The following is an 18713-nucleotide window of genomic DNA, read 5'->3' as shown; positions in this document are numbered from 1 at the left end:
AGTACAATTAGAAACACCGGTCAGAGAAAACATGGTGGATCAACTCCCAGAGAAATGGAGGGGACAGTTAAACCGGGTCCGACGACGGGTTGAGACAACGATTGGTCAGCTTGTAAAAACGTTTAATATCCAACGAACAAAAGGTAGGACCTTATGGAGTCTGACGAATCGAATAAGTCGTAAATTGTTATCACACAGTTTATGTGTGTTACTCAATAGAAACGAAGGCAACGCTCCACTTCAGTTGGCTCAATTAATAGGCTAAAAAGTCGAGCATCGCGTTATTTTATGAACTGGCAGCAGCAGACTTAAAGCTAATAGCGCGGGATGAGAGTAATTGATAGAAGGATCATACTACAATCACCTTAAACAAAATGATTGCTCAGTATTTTAATGCCTATTAATGACTGGAATTTAAATGAAGGCTGATGGATTAATAGAACTATGTATCTTTGCACCAGCCCTGTTTGGAGGGTGTCGCAAAACTACTACGCTCACAACATCCTCCTTGCGGGGAAGGGCTTTCAAAAAGTTTAGTAAGCAATTTCACACTGATTATATGAAGCTGTAGGCTGAGAAATACAATGTGCTTCTAATAGTTCATTCGCCATTTCAGCCAAGCGCGCTCGATTATTTCCGGAAATTTCTACCGAGCCACCAGGTACATCTGCGATTAAAAACCATCCACCTTCAGGAATAGGTTGACAGTCGGCTTCTGTGTATTGATTTTCAGCAAAATATAAACAAGACATATTGAGCACCAACCCTTTTTGTTTTTATACCCTTCAACTACGGGTATAGCTTCCGTTATTCACTCTTATATAGATGTACCTTTTAACCAAAAGTTTTCCAAAAAAAATCCTAATAGTTCACATCTGTCTTGTTTTTTTCGACGAAAACAGACTATTTAGAGCAAGTTGCTTATCCACCCGAACAATTATCACGAAATCATAGAGAAAACTATCAAACAAAAAAGGCTGCAAAGTGCAGCCTTTCAAAACATGAGAAAATATTTTTACTTTTTCCTTTACATACTACGCCTGGAGCGTCATTTTCAGCTTTTTCATTGCATTCTTTTCTAACTGGCGAATCCGCTCAGCAGATACACTGTACTTAGCCGCTAATTCATGCAATGTGGCTTTGTTATCGGTTAACCAGCGATGATGCAAAATATCTCGACTACGCTCATCCAAGCCAGCCAGCGCATTCTGAAGGTTCTGGGTTGATGTTTCAGTCCAGTTCGCATCTTCAAGCTGGCGAGCTGGATCATAGCGATTATCTTCTAAGTAGAATGCTGGCGCTTGATAGGCTTGATCACTATCATCATCCACACCAGCATCAAATGCTGTATCTTGGCTTGCCATACGTGATTCCATCTCACGCACCGTCTTTGGCTCAACACCTAAATCTTTAGCAACGGCTTGTACTTCTTCATTGGTGAACCAAGCCAGCCGCTTTTTCGAGCTACGAAGATTAAAGAACAGTTTACGCTGCGCTTTAGTGGTAGCGACTTTTACTATACGCCAGTTGCGTAGAATAAATTCGTGCATCTCTGCTTTTACCCAGTGTACTGCAAATGACACCAGGCGAACGCCCATTTCAGGATTGAAGCGCTTAACCGCTTTCATTAAACCGACATTACCTTCCTGAATAAGGTCTGCTTGAGACAATCCATAACCAGAATAGCTTTTTGCGATATGGACAACGAAACGTAAGTGAGACATTACCAGCTGGCGTGCAGCATCCAAGTCTTGTTCATAATACAAACGCTCTGCTAACTCACGCTCTTCTTCTGCAGTGAGTACAGCGATACTGTTGACTGCCTGCACATAAGATTCAAGGTTATGTCCAGGAGACAACACATCAATGCGTTGTAATGCAGTGCCCATTAATATCTGCTCTCCATTCTTTATATAATATTGGCCGAGTGAGTGTATCACCGTTTATTTAAGAGTGCGAACCTGTAAAATAGTTCCTTTATCAAAATTTCGTATATATTAGCCACATAACAAGCCTATATGCCGCTAAAATCCTGATTTTGTACACATTAAGTGTAGAGTGAAGCGTCAGCGTGGCTCAATCATTCTTAACTGTCGCTGGCAAGTAAACAAAGCGCCAATCCAACCTAGCACCCCGCTTGTCAAAACCAGTAGCAGTGAGGCATCCAGTGTCATTGCCGCGATCTCAAAGTGAGTTTCGTATAGCTGGGACAAATCTGCAACAGGGTCCGTCAGCAACCAAATCAAGCAATGTACAAGTACCAATGCTAGCAGCCCTCCGAGAACACCAAACCAAAGCCCCATGTACAAAAAAGGACGACGCACGTAGGCATTAGTAGCGCCTACCAGCTTCACCACCAGAATTTCTTCTCGGCGACTTTCTATCGCTAAACGTACTGTATTGGCAATAACCAATATGACGGCTAATGCAAACAGACCTGCTAACATTGCACCTGCTCGCTGGCCAAGCTGGAGCATGGCATTCAATCGGGCAATCCACGCTGTATCAAATTGTACCTGCTCTACACCTTTTATTTGCTTTAGCGTTTCTGCAATAGCTTGCTGGTGATATGCACCATCAACTTGCTTAGGCTGTAATACGATAGTGGCTGGCAATGGGTTTGAAGATAGGTGCTGCAGCACGCCCTTAAAGCCACCTTGTTGCTCAAACTCAGACAAAGCCTGCTCTGCAGTAATCAACTCAACTTTTGAGAAGCGCTGATCCTGCTGTAACTGGCCAAACACCTCATTAACACTTTCTGCTGGTGCTTCCAGCTCGAAAAAAAGGCTAATTTGGGGTGCGCCATCCCAACGGCTGCTTAGTGTTTGTGCATTCTCAATCAGCAAATAAAGCATGGCTGGCAGTGACAGCGCTACCGCTATCATCAAAGCCGTCATAAATGTTGCAATTGGAGCCTTTAACAACCGCTGCAAGCTTTGCCACATCATTTGCTGATGATGTAGCAAAAATAATCCGATCTCACTGGTTCGATGGGTACGGTGAGCACTTTTTCGAGGTTGGCTCTCCTGGCTGACACTGACAGTTTGTCTTGCTGCTGAAGCCCTGCCTTTTGTCTGCTGTCCACTTTTTGGCCGATAGTTTTCCCGAGTGTTGTTCTTCATAGAGCCCCCACATCGGACACTAAACGGCCCTCATTTAATGTCAGTACTCGGTGCTTGAGTTGACCAATAAGGGCTAAATCATGGCTGGCAATTAAAATAGTAACGCCCACTTGGTTGAACTGCTCGAACAAGTGCATGATTTCCCCAGACAGCTCTGGGTCTAAATTCCCTGTTGGTTCATCAGCCAGCAGTAAAGGGGGTTTATTAACAACAGCCCGAGCAATCCCAACTCGCTGCTGTTCCCCCCCTGAAAGAGCAATAGGTAATACTTTTTCTCTGTGTAAAAGACCCACTTTATCTAGTGCAGCCCTCACCCGCCGTGGAATATCTCGTGGTGAAAAGCCAGCAATTTGCAGTGGTAATGCAACATTATCAAACACAGAGCGATCAAAAAGTAGACGGTGCTCTTGAAAGACAACACCAATATTACGCCTTAAAATGGGTATCTGGCTGCGCCAGAGGGTTTTTAGATTTTGCCCACCCACCCAAATCTGTCCCGCTGAGGGACGCTCAATCGCCGTAATCAACTTTAGAAGAGTGCTCTTTCCCGCACCAGAGTGGCCCGTTAAGAACACCATTTCACCCAGCAGAATCTTAAGATTAATTCCTTCTACACCTGATTGACCTGTTGGATAACGTTTACTGACATTATCAAACTGAATAACTGTCTTATTTTGCTTCATTGATCACGTCTTATGCTTGCCATACTGCTTGCTAGCCTTCTAGGTGGATGATCGAGCCTTACCTATTTTCATCAGAAAACAATGCTTCAATAAATTCATCTGCTATAAATGGACGCAAATCATCGATTTGTTCACCAACGCCCAAAAAGCGGATTGGCAATTTCATCTGCTTAGCCATCGCAAACACTATACCCCCTTTTGCCGTACCATCCAGCTTAGTAAGTGCCATGCCTGTTAAACCTACCGCAGCATTAAAATCATGAGCCTGATTTAATGCGTTTTGTCCAGTACCCGCATCAACAACCAGCAAAACTTCATGAGGCGCAGAAGCATCCAACTTAGCCATCACTCGTTTTACTTTAGTCAGCTCATCCATTAGGTTGCTTTTGTTGTGCAATCGCCCAGCAGTATCTGCTATCAGTACATCAATATTACGTGCTCGAGCCGCTTCAATGGCATCATAAATCACTGATGCACTATCAGCACCTGTATGCTGTGCTATAACCGGTATTTCATTACGCTCACCCCAGACTTGCAGCTGCTCAACCGCAGCAGCCCGGAACGTATCACCTGCTGCTAACATCACCTTCTTACCTTCTAGTTGCAGCTTCTTGGCAAGTTTACCGATTGTGGTTGTTTTACCGACACCATTAACCCCCACCACTAAAACCACAAACGGTGTGCGCTGTTGATCGATCACGAGCGGTTCATTAGCTGGCTCCAGCTGCTTACGCAGTTCTGTTTTCAAAGCCACCAACAGTGCATCAGCATCATCCAGCTCTTTATACTTAATGCGCTCTGTCAAGCCATTGATAATGGCAGAAGTCGCCTCGATACCGACATCAGACACCAGCAGTTGGGTTTCAAGCTCCTCCAACAGGTCATCATCAATTTCTTTTTTACCAATAAACAAGGTTGTAACACCTTGCACAAACCCTTTACGTGTCTTAGACAAGCCACGCTTCATTCGAGCAAAAAAACCTTTCTTCGTTTGCTCTTCTGCTTGAGCTGTTTCTGGAGTACTTTGCTCAATTAATTCAGATTCGGCTACTGTAATACTTTGTTGCTCAGCCTGTGGCTCATCACTTTTAACAGGCTCTTCTTGTGGTATAGCTTTGGCCGCTATATCAGTTTGTGGTTTTTCAGCTACCGGTTGTTGCTGTTCTGCACGTTTATCAACGACAGTCTCAGCTTGAGAAACAGGCGACACCTGACGATCAATGACTTCGTCTGCCTGGGGAGTTTGCACCTCAACTGATACAGGTTGATCCACAGCCTCTTTTTCTATTTGAGAGGTATTCTGCTCTTCAACCACCTCAACCGTTTGATTAACAGTTTCAGCTGTAGACTGTTTCTTTTTGCCAAAAGGCCAAAAACGTTTTTTGGGTTTTGACTGATTAGTAGTTAGATTTTCGGATGCATCGGTATCTGAAGAGTTACCGTTCCCTTTACGTGAACCAAACATAATTGTCTTAATCTATACCTAAGCTTGGAAATACCGGGATTAGTTGGAATTAATGCCTGGCGAGGCTGGGCAAGTTGATGCTTTAGCTGTAATACACTGAAAGCTTTGAATATATTAGCGCTTGTATTAGCACCACGACAACGAATAACCCATTATAAATAAAGTATTATCCTATCACTTCTCGCCCGCTTGGTGTATGAAATGTTGCCTTGCTGTGAAGATATAACATGAAGGAAACCTGAATGATTAACAATAAACCCTGGCAAAGAATCATTTTAGGTTGCAGCTTACTACTGTTAACCCACTTTGCTGTAGGTGCATCACCCGCCCCTGTAACCAGTGAATACACACTGCCAAATGGCTTAAAACTGATAGTACGAGAAGATCACCGAGCTCCTGTTGTTGTTTCGATGGTTTGGTACAAAATAGGTAGCAGTTATGAGCATAGTGGTAAAACAGGTGTCTCCCATGTTTTGGAACACATGATGTTTAAAGGTACTAAAAACCTTAAGCCAGGAGAGTTTTCAAACATCATGGCGCGTTTCGGCGCTGAAGAAAATGCATTTACCAATTATGAGGCAACCGCATACCACCAAGTAATGAGTGCTGACCGTTTAGCCTTAAGCTTTGAGCTTGAAGCTGAACGAATGCAAAACTTGCTCCTTGATAAAGATGAGTTTACCAAAGAACTCAAAGTCGTTATGGAAGAGCGCCGCTTGCGCACTGATGACAAACCTAATGCCCTCATGTACGAAAGATTTAAAGCCATAGCACATCAAGCAAGCAACTATGGCAACCCTGTCATAGGCTGGCCAGATGATCTCAAGCACATTACCGTTGACGATCTGAAAACCTGGTACAACCGCTGGTACAGTCCAAATAATGCTATCGTTGTCGTTGTCGGCGATGTCGATCCCGAGCAAGTGCGCAAACTGGCTCAACAGTATTTTGGTCCAGTTAAAGCTCAGGAAAACATGCCTGAGGCCCGCCCTTTACGCGAAATTAACCAACCAGGTGAGCGCCGCTTAACGGTCAAACTACCAGCACAGCTGCCGACACTAATTATGGGGTTTAATGTACCTGCTGTTATTACAGCCCAGGAAGAGTGGGAGCCTTACGCACTAAGAATGCTTGCTGGAGTGCTGGATGGTGGCTATAGCGCACGTATTGAGTCAGAGTTGGTCCGAGGCAGTGAGATCGCCGCTTATGCAGCTGCATCTTATAATGCCTTCACCCGAGGTGACACATTATTCACATTAAGTGGAGTGCCTAACCTGCAAAAAAAACACACTGTAGCCTCTCTTGAAAAAGCATTATGGCAACAGCTCGATAAACTGAAATCGACCCCACCCTCAGCGGAAGAGTTAGATCGAATAAAAGCTCAACTTATTTCTACCCTGGTCTATCAACAAGATTCTATCGTTGCCCAAGCAAACTTAATTGGTTCATTGGAAAGTATTGGCTTGAGCTGGAAGCTAGCAGAAAAAGACATCACCAAGCTGGAAGCTGTCACACCAGAGCAAATTCAAGCTGTAGCCCAAAAATACTTCACCTATGACCGCTTAACCGTAGCTGTTTTAGATCCTCAACATCACCTCAATTCAAAACAATCTGCTTCTGCAACTGAGGATTAATTATGTCGACTTCATTTACTGTGGATAAACGTAAATTTTGGTGGGGGGTCATAATCATTTTACCCATCATCATTGCGCTGTTATACAAAACGGGCCCAGCACCAAAACAATACAGTCAGTCAAGTGTTACCCAATCTGCTCACCCAGCAGATGAATCAGCCTCAGTTGAATTACCACCACTCAATAAGCGCTTTAGTTCTATTGCTGAGCTTGAGAAAAAAAGCCATTCAGCAAGTCGTGAATTAGCTATTCAGCAGTGGCAAACTGCAAGTGGAGCCCGTGTTTATTTCATGCAAACCGATGCCTTGCCTATGTTAGATATCAGGCTGGTATTTGCTGCGGGGGCTTCACGGGATGATAAGCTGCCAGGACTTGCCCAAATCACCAATGGCTTGCTTGCAGAAGGCACCACCAATAAAAATGCAGCCCAAATTGCCGCAGGGTTTGAAAAGCTTGGCGCACAATTTAATAATGGCAGTTACCGAGATATGGCAACAGCTTCTTTGCGTACACTCACTAAAGACAGCTTGCTGACACCTGCCATTGACTTATTCAGTGAAGTCATAGCAACACCTGCTTTTCCTGAAGATGCATTTGTTCGTATCAAAAACCAGATGATGGCGAACCTCCAATACATCAAGCAACAACCAGGAAAACAGGCAAGCCAGGCATTTTACCAAGCATTGTATGCCAAGCATCCTTATGGAATTCCAGAACATGGCACACAAACATCGCTTAAAACGCTCACTACTGATGATATTCAACGCTTTTATCAACAGTACTATGTTGCGAAAAACCTCGTGATTGCGATGGTAGGAGCGATTGATCAAACCCAAGCAAAGGCTATTGCTGAACAGCTTGCAAACAAGCTACCAGAAGGCAAAGCAGCGCCTAAAACACCAAGACCAACACCACTCGTGGAAACTCAGCAGAAACATATTGAGTTTCCTTCCAGCCAAACGCATATCTTAATGGGGATACTGGGTGTTTCTCGTGATGCCAAGGATTACCCAGCGTTGTATATCGGTAATGAAATTCTAGGAGGAGGCGGATTCGGTTCCAGGCTAATGAAGGAAATTAGAGAAGATCGAGGCTTAGTTTATGGGGTAGGCAGTGCTTTTATACCAATGCAGGCAGCAGGGCCTTTTTTTATCAACTTACAAACCAAACAATCACAAGCTAGTGAAGCCCTATCACTCAGCCAAGAAATACTTCAGAAGTTTATTGCTGAAGGCCCTTCACAGCAGGAGCTTGATCAAGCTAAGCAAAAACTTGTTGGTCGTTACCCTTTATCCACAGCCAGTAATGCGGATATTGTCAGCCAATTAGGTGCTATTGGCTTTTACCATTTACCACTTGATCATATGCAACAGTTTTTGGAAGATGTACAGGCAGTCACCCGAGAAGATGTACAACGAGCCTTTGCTCAACACTTTCAAAAACAGCCACTGTTAACCGTAACTGTTGGCCAACAGGCTAAACCGGATAACACAGAAAAAGCTCAAGAGAAACAGCCCCAGCATGAAGCACCGCTCACGCAAGCCAACCAGTAAACCGCAAACACGCTCTATCCACTGTCACAGCCAGCTCCGTATTATTGGCGGACAGTGGCGGAGCAGAAAACTACCCATTGCCGATTTACCTGGGCTTCGTCCCACCACTGACCGGATAAGAGAAACTGCGTTTAACTGGCTTGCGCCTTATATTAATGGCGCAACTTGCCTGGACTGTTTTAGTGGAACGGGTGCCCTAACCTTTGAAGCACTATCTCGTGGTGCAGCGTGGGCTGATTTATTAGAGATTGCCCCACAAGCTAATCAGTTACTCACCACTAACTTAGCCACATTACAGTGTAAAAATGCACAAACCCATGCTGTTGACTGTTTACAGTGGTTAGCCAAACCACCCACTCATACCTATGACTTAGTCTTTTTAGACCCGCCCTTTAATCAGGGTTTGATTCCCAAAACAATTCAAGCCCTACTCACTCAACCTTGGTTAAAACCTGGTGCACTTATTTATATTGAGTCAGAACCTTGTGACCTTGACCAACTTATTAATACTGCACATGAAGTTGTACAGCACTGGTTTTTACTCAAAAGCAAAACGACAGGTAATGTACAGTACTGTCTCTACCAACTGCCTTAACAATAAATAATATTTAACTCCAGCGAAAACTCTCAGTAGAAGCCTTTAAATTCTCCTTAAGCATAAGCAGGTTATTAATAAAAGTTCACGTAGATTTACCATACAGGCAATGAATTAACGTAAAGCATCAACTACACTTCATACAAGATTACGCTGTAGCCCCGTGAACGCCGTATTTCTGGCACTTCGGCACTTACTATTATTTTTATTGATTAATATGTAAGAAAATACACAAGCTATACCTATATGTCATACCCCATTAGCACAGCACGGCAAGCTTTGGAAAATCAGAACACTTCACATCAACCACAACAAACTTTTGTAAACATTTAGGAGAGTATGCTAATGGATAATGAAAAAGCCCTAGTAGGTGAAATGACCCTACCTATTTTTCAATGTAAGGGCTGGCTCAAGCTGATTGGGATTTTATCAATTGTCGGTGGTGTTGTTACCGCACTGAGTATCGTTGGAATTGTGATTGCGTGGTTACCAATTTGGCAAGGTGTTCTTTTATATCAAAGCGCTTCAGCAATTGAAGAAGCCAAACACAATGAAAGCAAAGAAGCTCTGTTAAAGTCGCTAAACAAAATTAAGGTATATTTTATCATCATGGGCGTACTCATGCTGATTTGGCTAATATTCGTGGCACTAGCAGTTGTCTTTGGCGGTCTGGGCATTTTTATGAATATGGCACAAATGCAAGGAATGTAATCATTTATTAATAAAACATACTGCATATAAGGCTTACTGGTCATAGTCCACGCTTGACACTGAATCCTCTTTAGCTCTAGTCTCAAACAATTGTTTGACACTTATGCTGCAAAAGCAGGGTAATACATTATGACCAGCCAAGCTTCTCTGTCAGTAACAGCTGAGACCCAGGAAAATACACTTACTGAGGTATTTTCCTTACAAAAAAGTGCTTTTCAAATAACACCTTATCCCTCTCTTACTGAAAGAAAGCATACTTTACAATTACTGCATCGCCTTCTAGTTAATCACCAACAAAATATTATTGATGCGATAAATAATGACTTTGGTTTACGCTCATCTGATGAAAGTCGTATTGCAGAAATAATTCCCAGTCTGCAAGCTATCCATTACACCTTAAAGCGTTTACCACGCTGGATGAAACCCAAACGCCGACATGTTAGCTGGCAGCTTCAACCCGCTTCTTGCAAAATCCTCTACCAGCCGCTTGGTGTGGCAGGTATTATGGTGCCTTGGAATTATCCACTTTTTTTAGCTGTCAGCCCGCTAGTCGCTTCTTTATCTGCTGGTAATCGGGCCATGGTGAAGATGTCTGAATATACTCCTCATACAGCAGAATTATTTAAACAACTTATTACTGATAATTTTCCAGAAGATTTAATAAGTGTTATTACTGGCAACGCTGATATAGCCATTCAATTCTCTCAACTGCCTTTTGATCATTTACTCTTTACCGGCTCTACACAAACAGGTAAAAAAGTAATGCAGGCCGCTGCCAACAACCTAACACCTGTAACGCTGGAGTTAGGTGGCAAATCACCTACGATTATTGCTCCGGACTACCCAATTAATGAAGCCGCCAAAAGAATTTGTTTTGGTAAGTCCCTCAATGCAGGACAAACTTGTGTAGCTCCTGACTATATTCTACTTCCTGAAAATCAGCTGAATTTATTTATTGATGCATTTACGGCTCATTTTCAGCAAATGTATCCCGACTTTGCACACAACTCATCTTATAGTCATATTATTAATGACCGACAGTTCCAGCGTTTACAGCTCGGGCTGGTGGATGCTCAGCAAAAAGGTGCCAAAATAATTAATGTCAGTGATTTTGCCCCTGATGCAACAACAAGGCGCTTCCCTATCCACCTGGTTACCCATACCAATGAAAGTATGCTTATTTGTCAGGAAGAAATTTTTGGGCCTATTTTGCCACTCATAACTTACTCAACGATTGAACAGGCTATCAGCTTTGTAAGCCGACAACCACGCCCTTTAGCGCTATATTTATTTAGCCATGAACAGGACTTGCATGACAAAGTATTAGTCAACACGCATTCAGGTGGTGTGTGTCTGAATGAAACACTATTACATGTCGCCGTTGATGATTTACCCTTTGGTGGTGTTGGCCCCTCAGGTATGGGGCATTACCATGGCCAGGAAGGTTTTCAAACTTTTTCTCAAGCTAAAAGCATATTAAAAAAAGGGCGTATCAATAGCACTCAATTTATTTATCCTCCTTATAAAAATAAAGCGATAAATTGGTTATACAAATTATTGCTACGTTGAAAATAGTCGTATTAATTAGCCACAATGATGAATAAAAACAATCAAGGAAGGCGCCATTTTTTAAAACTGGGTATTATTGGCTCGTTTACCCTAGCAACCGCAGGTACGTTAATTCCTTTTTTTAGCAGACAACTGGCGAATCCTGCCCCCAACTATAAAGTACTGCGCGCTCATGATATTGATTTTTTTCATTGTATAACACCGGTTATAGTTGGCTTAGGGAAGTATCAGCCACATTCTGATATGGAGACTTTTTTCAAAGCATTAGATGATAAGCTTGGCTATTTGACAGATAGTATTAAACATCAACTGCAACAAATCATCGATCTTTTCACTGCACCTGCAACCAAGGGATTACTTACTGGAAAATTTAACGGTAATTGGCAAACATTTGACTATGAAAATGTAGAGCAGCTCTGGGGGAATTGGCAGACCAGTCGCTGGTCTGTATTACAACAAGCAAGTAGCGCGATTTCCCAGCTTGTGCTTATTGTTTGGTATAGTCTTGCTGAACACTGGCCTGCCATAAACTACCCAGGTCCATTATTTACCGAACAGCTTGTTACCCGCCCCAATAATTTTTAATAACCCATCAGCAGCTAAGAAAATCGCATAATAATGTATAAGGCTTGAGTATGAGTAGTGTGATTAAAGATATTTATACAACAGATGCGGCCAGGCAGTGGGCAATTTTTGATGCACTAAAAACATCTCCTAAAAATCGTGATTTTGATGTCATTATTATTGGTACTGGCGCTGGTGGTGGCTTTACGGCTGATATTTTAAGTAAAGCAGGACTAAGTGTTGCACTTATTGAAAGCGGGCCACTGCAGTCTTCCAATGACTTTAATATGAATGAGCAGCAAGCCTACCAGTCGTTGTATCAGGAAGGAGGCTCACGCACTACTGAAGATGGTGCCATTAGCGTTTTACAGGGGCGTGCCGTAGGTGGTACAACCGTCATTAATTGGACATCTTGCTTTCGCACACCACCACAAACCCTCACCTACTGGCAAGATCAGTTTGGCTTAGCTGAACTAGACAGCACCACAATGAGTTCCTGGTTTGACTATGTTGAACAGCGCCTCGGTATCTTACCATGGCAAGGCCAGCCCAACCGCAATAATGCTATTTTGCAGTCAGGCTGCCAACGACTTGGGTACTCATCAAATATCATTGCGCGTAATGTGCGCGGCTGCTGGAACTTAGGTTTCTGTGGAACAGGCTGTCCGACGAATGCTAAGCAGTCTATGCTGGTCAGTACCTTGCCACAAGCACTGGAGCGAGGCGCCTCCTTAATTTATAACTGTGAAGCGCATAAGATTTTATGGCAAGACGATCAGGTGACAGGCGTTGAATGTCACCCTGCTAATGGAGATCATCAGTCATCCCGCTTTAAGTTACACGCTCGTCATGTCGTCCTTGCTGCAGGCGCTATCGGCTCACCCGCTATCTTGCTAAGGTCTAGCATTCCAGACCCCCATCAACGCATAGGTCGGCGCACTTTTCTACACCCAGTAAGTGCTAGCTTTGCACTTTTTGAGGAAGCTGTTGAAGGCTTCTATGGGGCACCACAGTCCATTTACTCAGATCATTTTCAATGGCCTGCAGATCAGCAAATTGGCTACAAATTAGAGGTTCCCCCTTTACAGCCGATGCTGGCAACAGGTCTACTAAAAGGCTTTGGGCAACAGCATCGCCAACTCATGCAGCAACTCCCTTATTTGCAATGCACCATTGCGCTCCATCGTGACGGTTTTCACCCACAAAGCCCTGGAGGCCAGGTCAAACTGCGCGCTGATGGCAGCCCAGTACTCAATTACCCAACTACACAATATCTATGGGATGGCGTAAAACAAAGCTTAACCACAATGGCCCGTATCCAGTTTGCAGCAGGTGCTCGCAGTGTTATTCCCTCCCATAGCGGTGCCCAGCTTAAGAAAAGCCTGCAGGCCACACTGCAACAACTCAATCAACTAAATTGGCAACCACATCAAGCACTATTAGGCAGTGCTCATGTTATGGGTGGCTGTGGGATGAGTGCCAAGCCTGAATCAGGTGTTGTCAATCACTGGGGAGAGCATTTCTTTCTGGAGAATCTATCCGTTATCGATGGTTCTTGTTTTCCTACCAGCATTGGCGCTAACCCACAACTTTCAATTTATGCCCTGGCTTGTAGGCAAGCGGCGCATTTGAGTGCGAAACTAGGTAAACCTATAACGTTAATAGACAATGACAAGACCACTCAAGCGTCAGAAAGACAAGGTTTTGCGCTAACTCAAAGTATTTAACAGGAATATTTCAGCGGATTGAAAGTAATTTGTAGAGCCAGTCCCTTTCCGTTACCATTAGTGCCCCCAAAGCAAAGGATATTCTGGCAAACTGAATCACTTCATCAGCATATTTTTCAAGTTGATTTAAGGTTAACAGGTAATCATCTAACACCCTGTCATCAATGTCTTACACTGTAATATGCTATCCAGTCTCCTGACAGTTTCCTTTGCGTGTCAGTTAAAGTCACCGATAAGCGATGAAACCGAATGAATACCGTGATTTATCCGGGTACGTTTGATCCCATTACGAAAGGCCATACAGATCTTGTGGAAAGAGCCGCTCGTCTGTTTGATCACATTATTATAGCGGTAGCTAAAAGCCCACAGAAAAAGCCTCTATTCGACCAGGAAACTCGAGTAAAGCTTGCTGAAGAGTCAGTAGCACATATAAAAAACGTGACTGTATGTGGCTTTGACAACTTACTTGCTGAGTTTGTCATTCAACAAAAAGGGAATATCATCCTTCGTGGACTCAGGGCCGTCTCTGACTTTGAGTACGAGTTTCAACTTGCCAATATGAACCGCATTTTAGCCCCACAAGTTGAGAGTTTATTCTTAACGCCAGCTGAGCAATACTCATACATATCATCCACACTGGTGAGAGAAATTGCTTCCTTAGGTGGAGATGTGAGCAAATTTGTTCACCCTAGTGTGGCAACAGCACTAACAGATTATTTTAACTCAAATAGTTAGCGTCATAACCTGTACTTTGCAGGCTTAGCGTCTGTTAACGGCGCCAATAAGCCTGCATGAGGTGTAACTGCAATGGCATTATATATAACTGATGAATGCATCAACTGCGATGTTTGTGAGCCAGAGTGCCCAAATAACGCAATTTCTCCTGGCGAGGAAATCTATGAAATAGACCCAATGCTCTGTACGGAGTGTGTAGGTCACTACGATGAACCACAATGTCAGCAAGTTTGCCCTGTGGACTGTATTCCGAAAGATCCCAACCATGAGGAATCAAAAGAAGAGCTAATGCGCAAGTATGAAATTATTACCGGTGCAGCATAAGCTGCATCCCAAACTACATACAAATACTGCCTTAGGTTCTTTTCAGGTTACAGCAAACCCTGAAAGGCTGTTCCTTCCAGTGATAACACTAAGCTAAGAGTCACAATACCCGCCGGCCGAACTTACTCAACCGGCTTGCTTAGTAAGGCACAAACACATTTACCAGCATTTGGTATTGGTTAAAACAGCTACCAGGCTTACTCACCTGAAACAGTACAACCCAAACAGCGCTTAAACGTTGCACGAGCAGGAATCCCAATCAGCGTTTCAGCCGCTTGATCTGCATTACCACCAGGTAATGAGAAAGGCAGACTCACAACATAAAAGGCAGTTCCTAGGACAGTTGCACCTAACAACAGCGGACGCGCTATTAGCAAATCACCCGCCATCGCAAACCCACTTGGGTCTTCCATTAGCGCCTGGCGTGATGCTCTAACCTGCTGATCATCCATGGGCTGTTGCTGTGAATAAGCCTGTTGTTGATAACTTGGAGAAACAGGTTGCTGTTGATAAACAGGCTGCTCACCATAGACATCAGCTTCGTGACTATCACCATTTGCTTGACTGGTTACAGGCATCATAGTGACAGCGATAGAAGCGACCACCCCAAATAGTCGATATAATGTGTACTTCATAAACCTTATCCTTATCGCTGGCCAGATATAAGATATAATAAGCCAATAATATTTTTACTATAACAGTTCGCACCAATCTGTCAGCACTGTTCTTTGCCAGACAGTACTTTTTATAAGATAGCTGACCAGACCACTTCGTGCGAAACCCTAATTACAGAATGAATACTCCAACAAAACCACGAATACTGTATTAGTTATACCAAATACACTAATACTGTCCCCTGGTTATGTTATGTATAAAGCATGAATCGTAAAATGCCAGGCTTATTAAATGCCACAAAGAACTTAAACAACATTTAATATCTGTGAAGCACACCTACTGTTTTCCTTCATCAGACTATCGACTACAAACAAGAATCAACGATAAAGGGTCGATGCGCTAAGCAAACTCAAGAATTAACGCTGACAGTGTTTACAATAAACTGTACTTCGCTGAGCTAAACGAATTTCCTGCAATTCTGTGCCACATATAACACAACTTTTGCCTGCTCGCCCATAAACCATAAGCTCCTGCTTGAAGTAGCCAGGCTTTCCATCACCACCCACAAAGTCTTTTAGCGTCGTTCCACCTTGGTCAATAGCTGCGGTTAACGTATGTTTTATTTCATCAACTAAACGCTGATAACGCACCTTGCTTATTTTATTTGCCGCGCGATTGGGGTGAATACCCGCTTTAAACAAGGCTTCATTCGCGTAAATATTGCCAACTCCGACAACAACATGACTATCCATGATAAAGTTTTTCACCGCTAACTGCTTGGTACGAGAACGTTCAAACAAATAAGCGGTATCAAAAGCATCAGCCAGTGGTTCAGGCCCTAGAGACTTTAATAGCTTATGCTGCTCAGGCGCTAATGTTGTCCACAATACTGCACCAAAACGCCTAGGATCGGTATAACGCAAAACTTTGCCATCACTAAAAACAAAGTCAACGTGATCATGGGTTCCTGCCGCTACAGAAGCAAGCAGTACTCGAAGGCTTCCAGACATACCTAAGTGAATAATCACTGAACCATGATCTGTTGCCAGCAAAATATATTTACCCCGCCGTGATACACTGTTAACAGCCATCCCAGGTAGTACTTGCGATAGTTCTTCAGGAATTACCCAACGCAACTTGGCTTGACGAATAATAACGTTCTGAAATGTATGCCCTATGATATGAGGCGCTATACCACGACAAGTGGTTTCAACTTCTGGTAACTCAGGCATAACTTATTAATCGGCCTCTAGAAAAAAAATCTGATGCATCCCCTGCGCAGAGAATATTTTTACTCATAGCGCAGTCTATTAAATAAACAAGACTCTATCAGCAATCAATTATATTTCATTTTAGCTTCGTCATTATGCCATCTATTATTCATGGATGTCTTCAGGTAGCACTCCCTATAATTAATATACCCTTCACAAATCATTTTGGGTTTGCTGCGGGTATACATAACCATCCATTAGCTATCACTAACTCAAATAACCAAACTTATTGCAGGTAACTATGGAATATCAATTACGCCCTCAACAGCCAGCTGTCCTGCAACAACAACTTCGTTTTACCATGCATGACTTTTATCGGTTAAAACAGAAGACCAAAAACACGTTAAGCATTACCCTTACTGATGATACCTTTAATCTTGTTTATCAACGATTAGCTCAGCGCATTCAGCAACTCAAACTAAAGTCGTTTAATGCATACTATAAATATATTGAAAAAAATAAAGAAGAAATTAGTCGTCTAGTCAATGCACTGACCAGCACCTGTTCGGTATTTTTTGACAACCCACAACTCTATGACACTATCAATAATAGTTTATTACCATCTTTACTTTTTAATAACCCATCGCACAACTTAAACATCTGGTCTGTTGGTTGCGGCTATGGTACCGAGCCATACAGTATGAGTATCAGCCTGTTTGAACAGTTGCCCGAAGCCATTTACCAGCGCTGCAAAATTATCGCTACAGATGTTAATTCTTTTTCGATCACTGCCGCCAAACGCGCCATTTTTAATGAGGATGCTTTGGTATCCCTATCACAAAAACAAAAGTGTCTTTATTTTTATAAAGGTATTGGCCAACAAGAAATGATGTATCGCGTAAAACCACTCATCAAGCAACGCGTATTTTTTGATACTTTTAATTTAATGGCTCACGGACCTTTCAGCTGTAATTCAGACATTATAATCTGCCGCCAACAGTTTGTTTTTTTTGATCAGCAAAACAAATTACACATTCTGTCAAAACTGCTTAAATCACTCAACTCTGGTGGTTATTTAATTATGGATAACCACGAATTGCAAAGTATTATGGCAACAACCAATAATCCGAAAGCATTCTTGCAATCATTTAACTGCCAGCTAATAGGTGAAAGCATTCTACAAAAAAAATAATGGCGATTTTTCCTTCACAAATAACTGCGCCCCTAAAATAATTCCAAAAAATTCACTTCATTCTCATCTATACTGTCACAAAAGTTAAACTTTTAACTGGCACATAATGACATATGTGGCAAACACTCATTTTACTATGGATTATTAGTTGTTTTTCCACAAGGACTGTGGCTAACGAGTTGCGGATTGGCATGTTTTTATGGCGTGGAGAAACGCCTGCTGAGCAGGGGTTTAAGGACAAACTGCAAGAATATGGCTATCGGCTTTCACTAAAAAAATTTAATGCGAAACAGAATCGTCAAGCCATATCATTTTTTATCCGCTCAGAACTCAGTCAATGGAGTCATCAACTCGATTATGTCTATACCTATGGCACAACTGTTTCAACACTAATCAAAGAGTTTGGCAATCTACCCCAACCACAATTATTTGCGGTGGTGACTGACCCTGTGCAAGCTCAACTTGTAGCCAATTTAGACCAACCACAAACTCTCAATATTATTGGGAGTACAAATCAAGTATCCACTCAACTACAAATTTCTCAAGCAAAGCAGATTCTAAGCTTTAATAAAATAGCGTTTTTATATAACCCACGTGAAAACAATTCCGAACACTTATTAGAACGTTTACGACACATTCAGTCTAAGTTTAACTTAGAGGTGTTTAGCTATCGTATTAATCCTGAAAGCAACAACTTTAAGCAGTATTTATTTAGGCTCTATATGGATTCCTAGGGGGTAGCATATAATACAACCAAAGATGTATTATGCACGTCTATTTGGGTAAATTAAGTCAGTAATAAGCAAAGAATGATCAATATCAAACAACTGGTAAATGATGAGCAATGCTACCAGTTTATTCTTCAGAGACGTTGGCCTGATGGCGTCAGCTGCCCTCACTGCCAGTCTCAACAAGTAGAAGGCAATGGTAATCATCAAAAGCAAATTGCCCGAAAACGTTATCGCTGCCTAGCGTGTCATCGGGGATTTGATGACCTAACTCTCACCATTTTT

Annotated in this window: 19 protein-coding genes and 1 pseudogene; 13 read left to right on the top strand and 7 right to left on the bottom strand. The window is 42.6% G+C overall.

Annotated elements, in window-relative coordinates; translation table 11 throughout:
* Nucleotides 1–265: pseudogene (locus F607_RS35195) on the top strand (IS982 family transposase); the annotation flags it as partial.
* A gap of 268 nt (nt 266–533) precedes the next feature.
* On the opposite strand, the gene F607_RS0117960 reads toward F607_RS35195, so the two are convergent.
* From F607_RS0117960 to ftsY, 5 genes are all read right to left on the bottom strand, one after another.
* The gene (locus F607_RS0117960) at nt 534–752 is read right to left on the bottom strand and encodes a hypothetical protein (protein WP_027709209.1); all 219 of its coding nucleotides are present in this window, start codon (nt 750–752) and stop codon (nt 534–536) included.
* 282 nt (nt 753–1034) lie between these two features.
* A complete protein-coding gene (gene rpoH, locus F607_RS0117955; protein ID WP_027709208.1) occupies nt 1035–1889 on the bottom strand; it encodes an RNA polymerase sigma factor RpoH in 855 nt (284 codons plus the stop codon).
* Nucleotides 1890–2066: 177 nt separating this feature from the next.
* Nucleotides 2067–3122 carry a permease-like cell division protein FtsX gene (gene ftsX, locus F607_RS0117950; RefSeq protein WP_027709207.1) on the bottom strand — a complete coding sequence of 352 codons (1056 nt, stop codon included), beginning with the start codon at nt 3120–3122 and terminating at the stop codon, nt 2067–2069.
* Nucleotides 3119–3805 carry a cell division ATP-binding protein FtsE gene (ftsE, locus tag F607_RS0117945; protein WP_027709206.1) on the bottom strand — a complete coding sequence of 229 codons (687 nt, stop codon included), beginning with the start codon at nt 3803–3805 and terminating at the stop codon, nt 3119–3121. The genes ftsX and ftsE overlap by 4 nt, the downstream gene beginning before the upstream one ends.
* A gap of 58 nt (nt 3806–3863) precedes the next feature.
* Complete coding sequence (gene ftsY, locus F607_RS30310) at nt 3864–5270, bottom strand: signal recognition particle-docking protein FtsY (protein WP_084611312.1); 1407 nt, start codon at nt 5268–5270, stop codon at nt 3864–3866.
* Between the two features lie 242 nt (nt 5271–5512).
* Here ftsY and F607_RS30305 point away from each other — a divergent pair, with 242 nt between their 5' ends.
* From F607_RS30305 to F607_RS0117890, 9 genes are all read left to right on the top strand, one after another.
* Nucleotides 5513–6904, top strand: coding sequence for a M16 family metallopeptidase (locus F607_RS30305; RefSeq protein ID WP_084611311.1), 1392 nt, complete (start codon nt 5513–5515; stop codon nt 6902–6904).
* Between the two features lie 2 nt (nt 6905–6906).
* A complete protein-coding gene (locus F607_RS0117930; RefSeq protein ID WP_051311600.1) occupies nt 6907–8457 on the top strand; it encodes a M16 family metallopeptidase in 1551 nt (516 codons plus the stop codon).
* On the top strand, nt 8426–9052 hold the full coding sequence (gene rsmD, locus F607_RS0117925; RefSeq protein ID WP_084611310.1) for a 16S rRNA (guanine(966)-N(2))-methyltransferase RsmD: 627 nt from the start codon (nt 8426–8428) through the stop codon (nt 9050–9052). The genes F607_RS0117930 and rsmD overlap by 32 nt, the downstream gene beginning before the upstream one ends.
* A gap of 345 nt (nt 9053–9397) precedes the next feature.
* A complete protein-coding gene (locus F607_RS0117920; protein ID WP_038291761.1) occupies nt 9398–9763 on the top strand; it encodes a DUF5362 domain-containing protein in 366 nt (121 codons plus the stop codon).
* Between the two features lie 129 nt (nt 9764–9892).
* Nucleotides 9893–11332, top strand: coding sequence for a coniferyl aldehyde dehydrogenase (locus F607_RS0117915; protein WP_027709202.1), 1440 nt, complete (start codon nt 9893–9895; stop codon nt 11330–11332).
* Nucleotides 11333–11356: 24 nt separating this feature from the next.
* A complete protein-coding gene (locus tag F607_RS0117910; protein WP_157365516.1) occupies nt 11357–11917 on the top strand; it encodes a hypothetical protein in 561 nt (186 codons plus the stop codon).
* 50 nt (nt 11918–11967) lie between these two features.
* Entirely contained in the window at nt 11968–13623 is a 1656-nt protein-coding gene (locus tag F607_RS30300) for a GMC family oxidoreductase (RefSeq protein WP_084611309.1), read from the top strand.
* Between the two features lie 249 nt (nt 13624–13872).
* Entirely contained in the window at nt 13873–14358 is a 486-nt protein-coding gene (coaD, locus tag F607_RS0117895; RefSeq protein ID WP_027709200.1) for a pantetheine-phosphate adenylyltransferase, read from the top strand.
* 72 nt (nt 14359–14430) lie between these two features.
* A complete protein-coding gene (locus F607_RS0117890) occupies nt 14431–14682 on the top strand; it encodes a YfhL family 4Fe-4S dicluster ferredoxin (RefSeq protein WP_027709199.1) in 252 nt (83 codons plus the stop codon).
* Between the two features lie 197 nt (nt 14683–14879).
* Here the strand turns inward: F607_RS0117890 and F607_RS35610 are convergent, their stop codons facing one another.
* Nucleotides 14880–15317, bottom strand: coding sequence for a hypothetical protein (locus tag F607_RS35610; protein WP_230400430.1), 438 nt, complete (start codon nt 15315–15317; stop codon nt 14880–14882).
* Between the two features lie 396 nt (nt 15318–15713).
* Nucleotides 15714–16529 carry a bifunctional DNA-formamidopyrimidine glycosylase/DNA-(apurinic or apyrimidinic site) lyase gene (gene mutM, locus F607_RS0117880; RefSeq protein WP_027709198.1) on the bottom strand — a complete coding sequence of 272 codons (816 nt, stop codon included), beginning with the start codon at nt 16527–16529 and terminating at the stop codon, nt 15714–15716.
* Nucleotides 16530–16809: 280 nt separating this feature from the next.
* Between mutM and F607_RS0117875 the strand changes: the two genes are divergently transcribed.
* The 3 genes from F607_RS0117875 to F607_RS0117865 all read left to right on the top strand — a co-directional run.
* Nucleotides 16810–17700 carry a CheR family methyltransferase gene (locus F607_RS0117875; RefSeq protein ID WP_027709197.1) on the top strand — a complete coding sequence of 297 codons (891 nt, stop codon included), beginning with the start codon at nt 16810–16812 and terminating at the stop codon, nt 17698–17700.
* Between the two features lie 167 nt (nt 17701–17867).
* Entirely contained in the window at nt 17868–18434 is a 567-nt protein-coding gene (locus F607_RS0117870; RefSeq protein ID WP_169719815.1) for an ABC transporter substrate binding protein, read from the top strand.
* 75 nt (nt 18435–18509) lie between these two features.
* The coding region (locus F607_RS0117865) for a transposase (RefSeq protein WP_027709195.1) at nt 18510–18713 on the top strand (204 nt) is incomplete at its 3' end.

This window comes from Zooshikella ganghwensis DSM 15267, from assembly GCF_000428585.1.
Lineage (GTDB): Bacteria > Pseudomonadota > Gammaproteobacteria > Pseudomonadales > Zooshikellaceae > Zooshikella > Zooshikella ganghwensis.
This window is presented reverse-complemented; position numbering and strand designations above follow the sequence as displayed.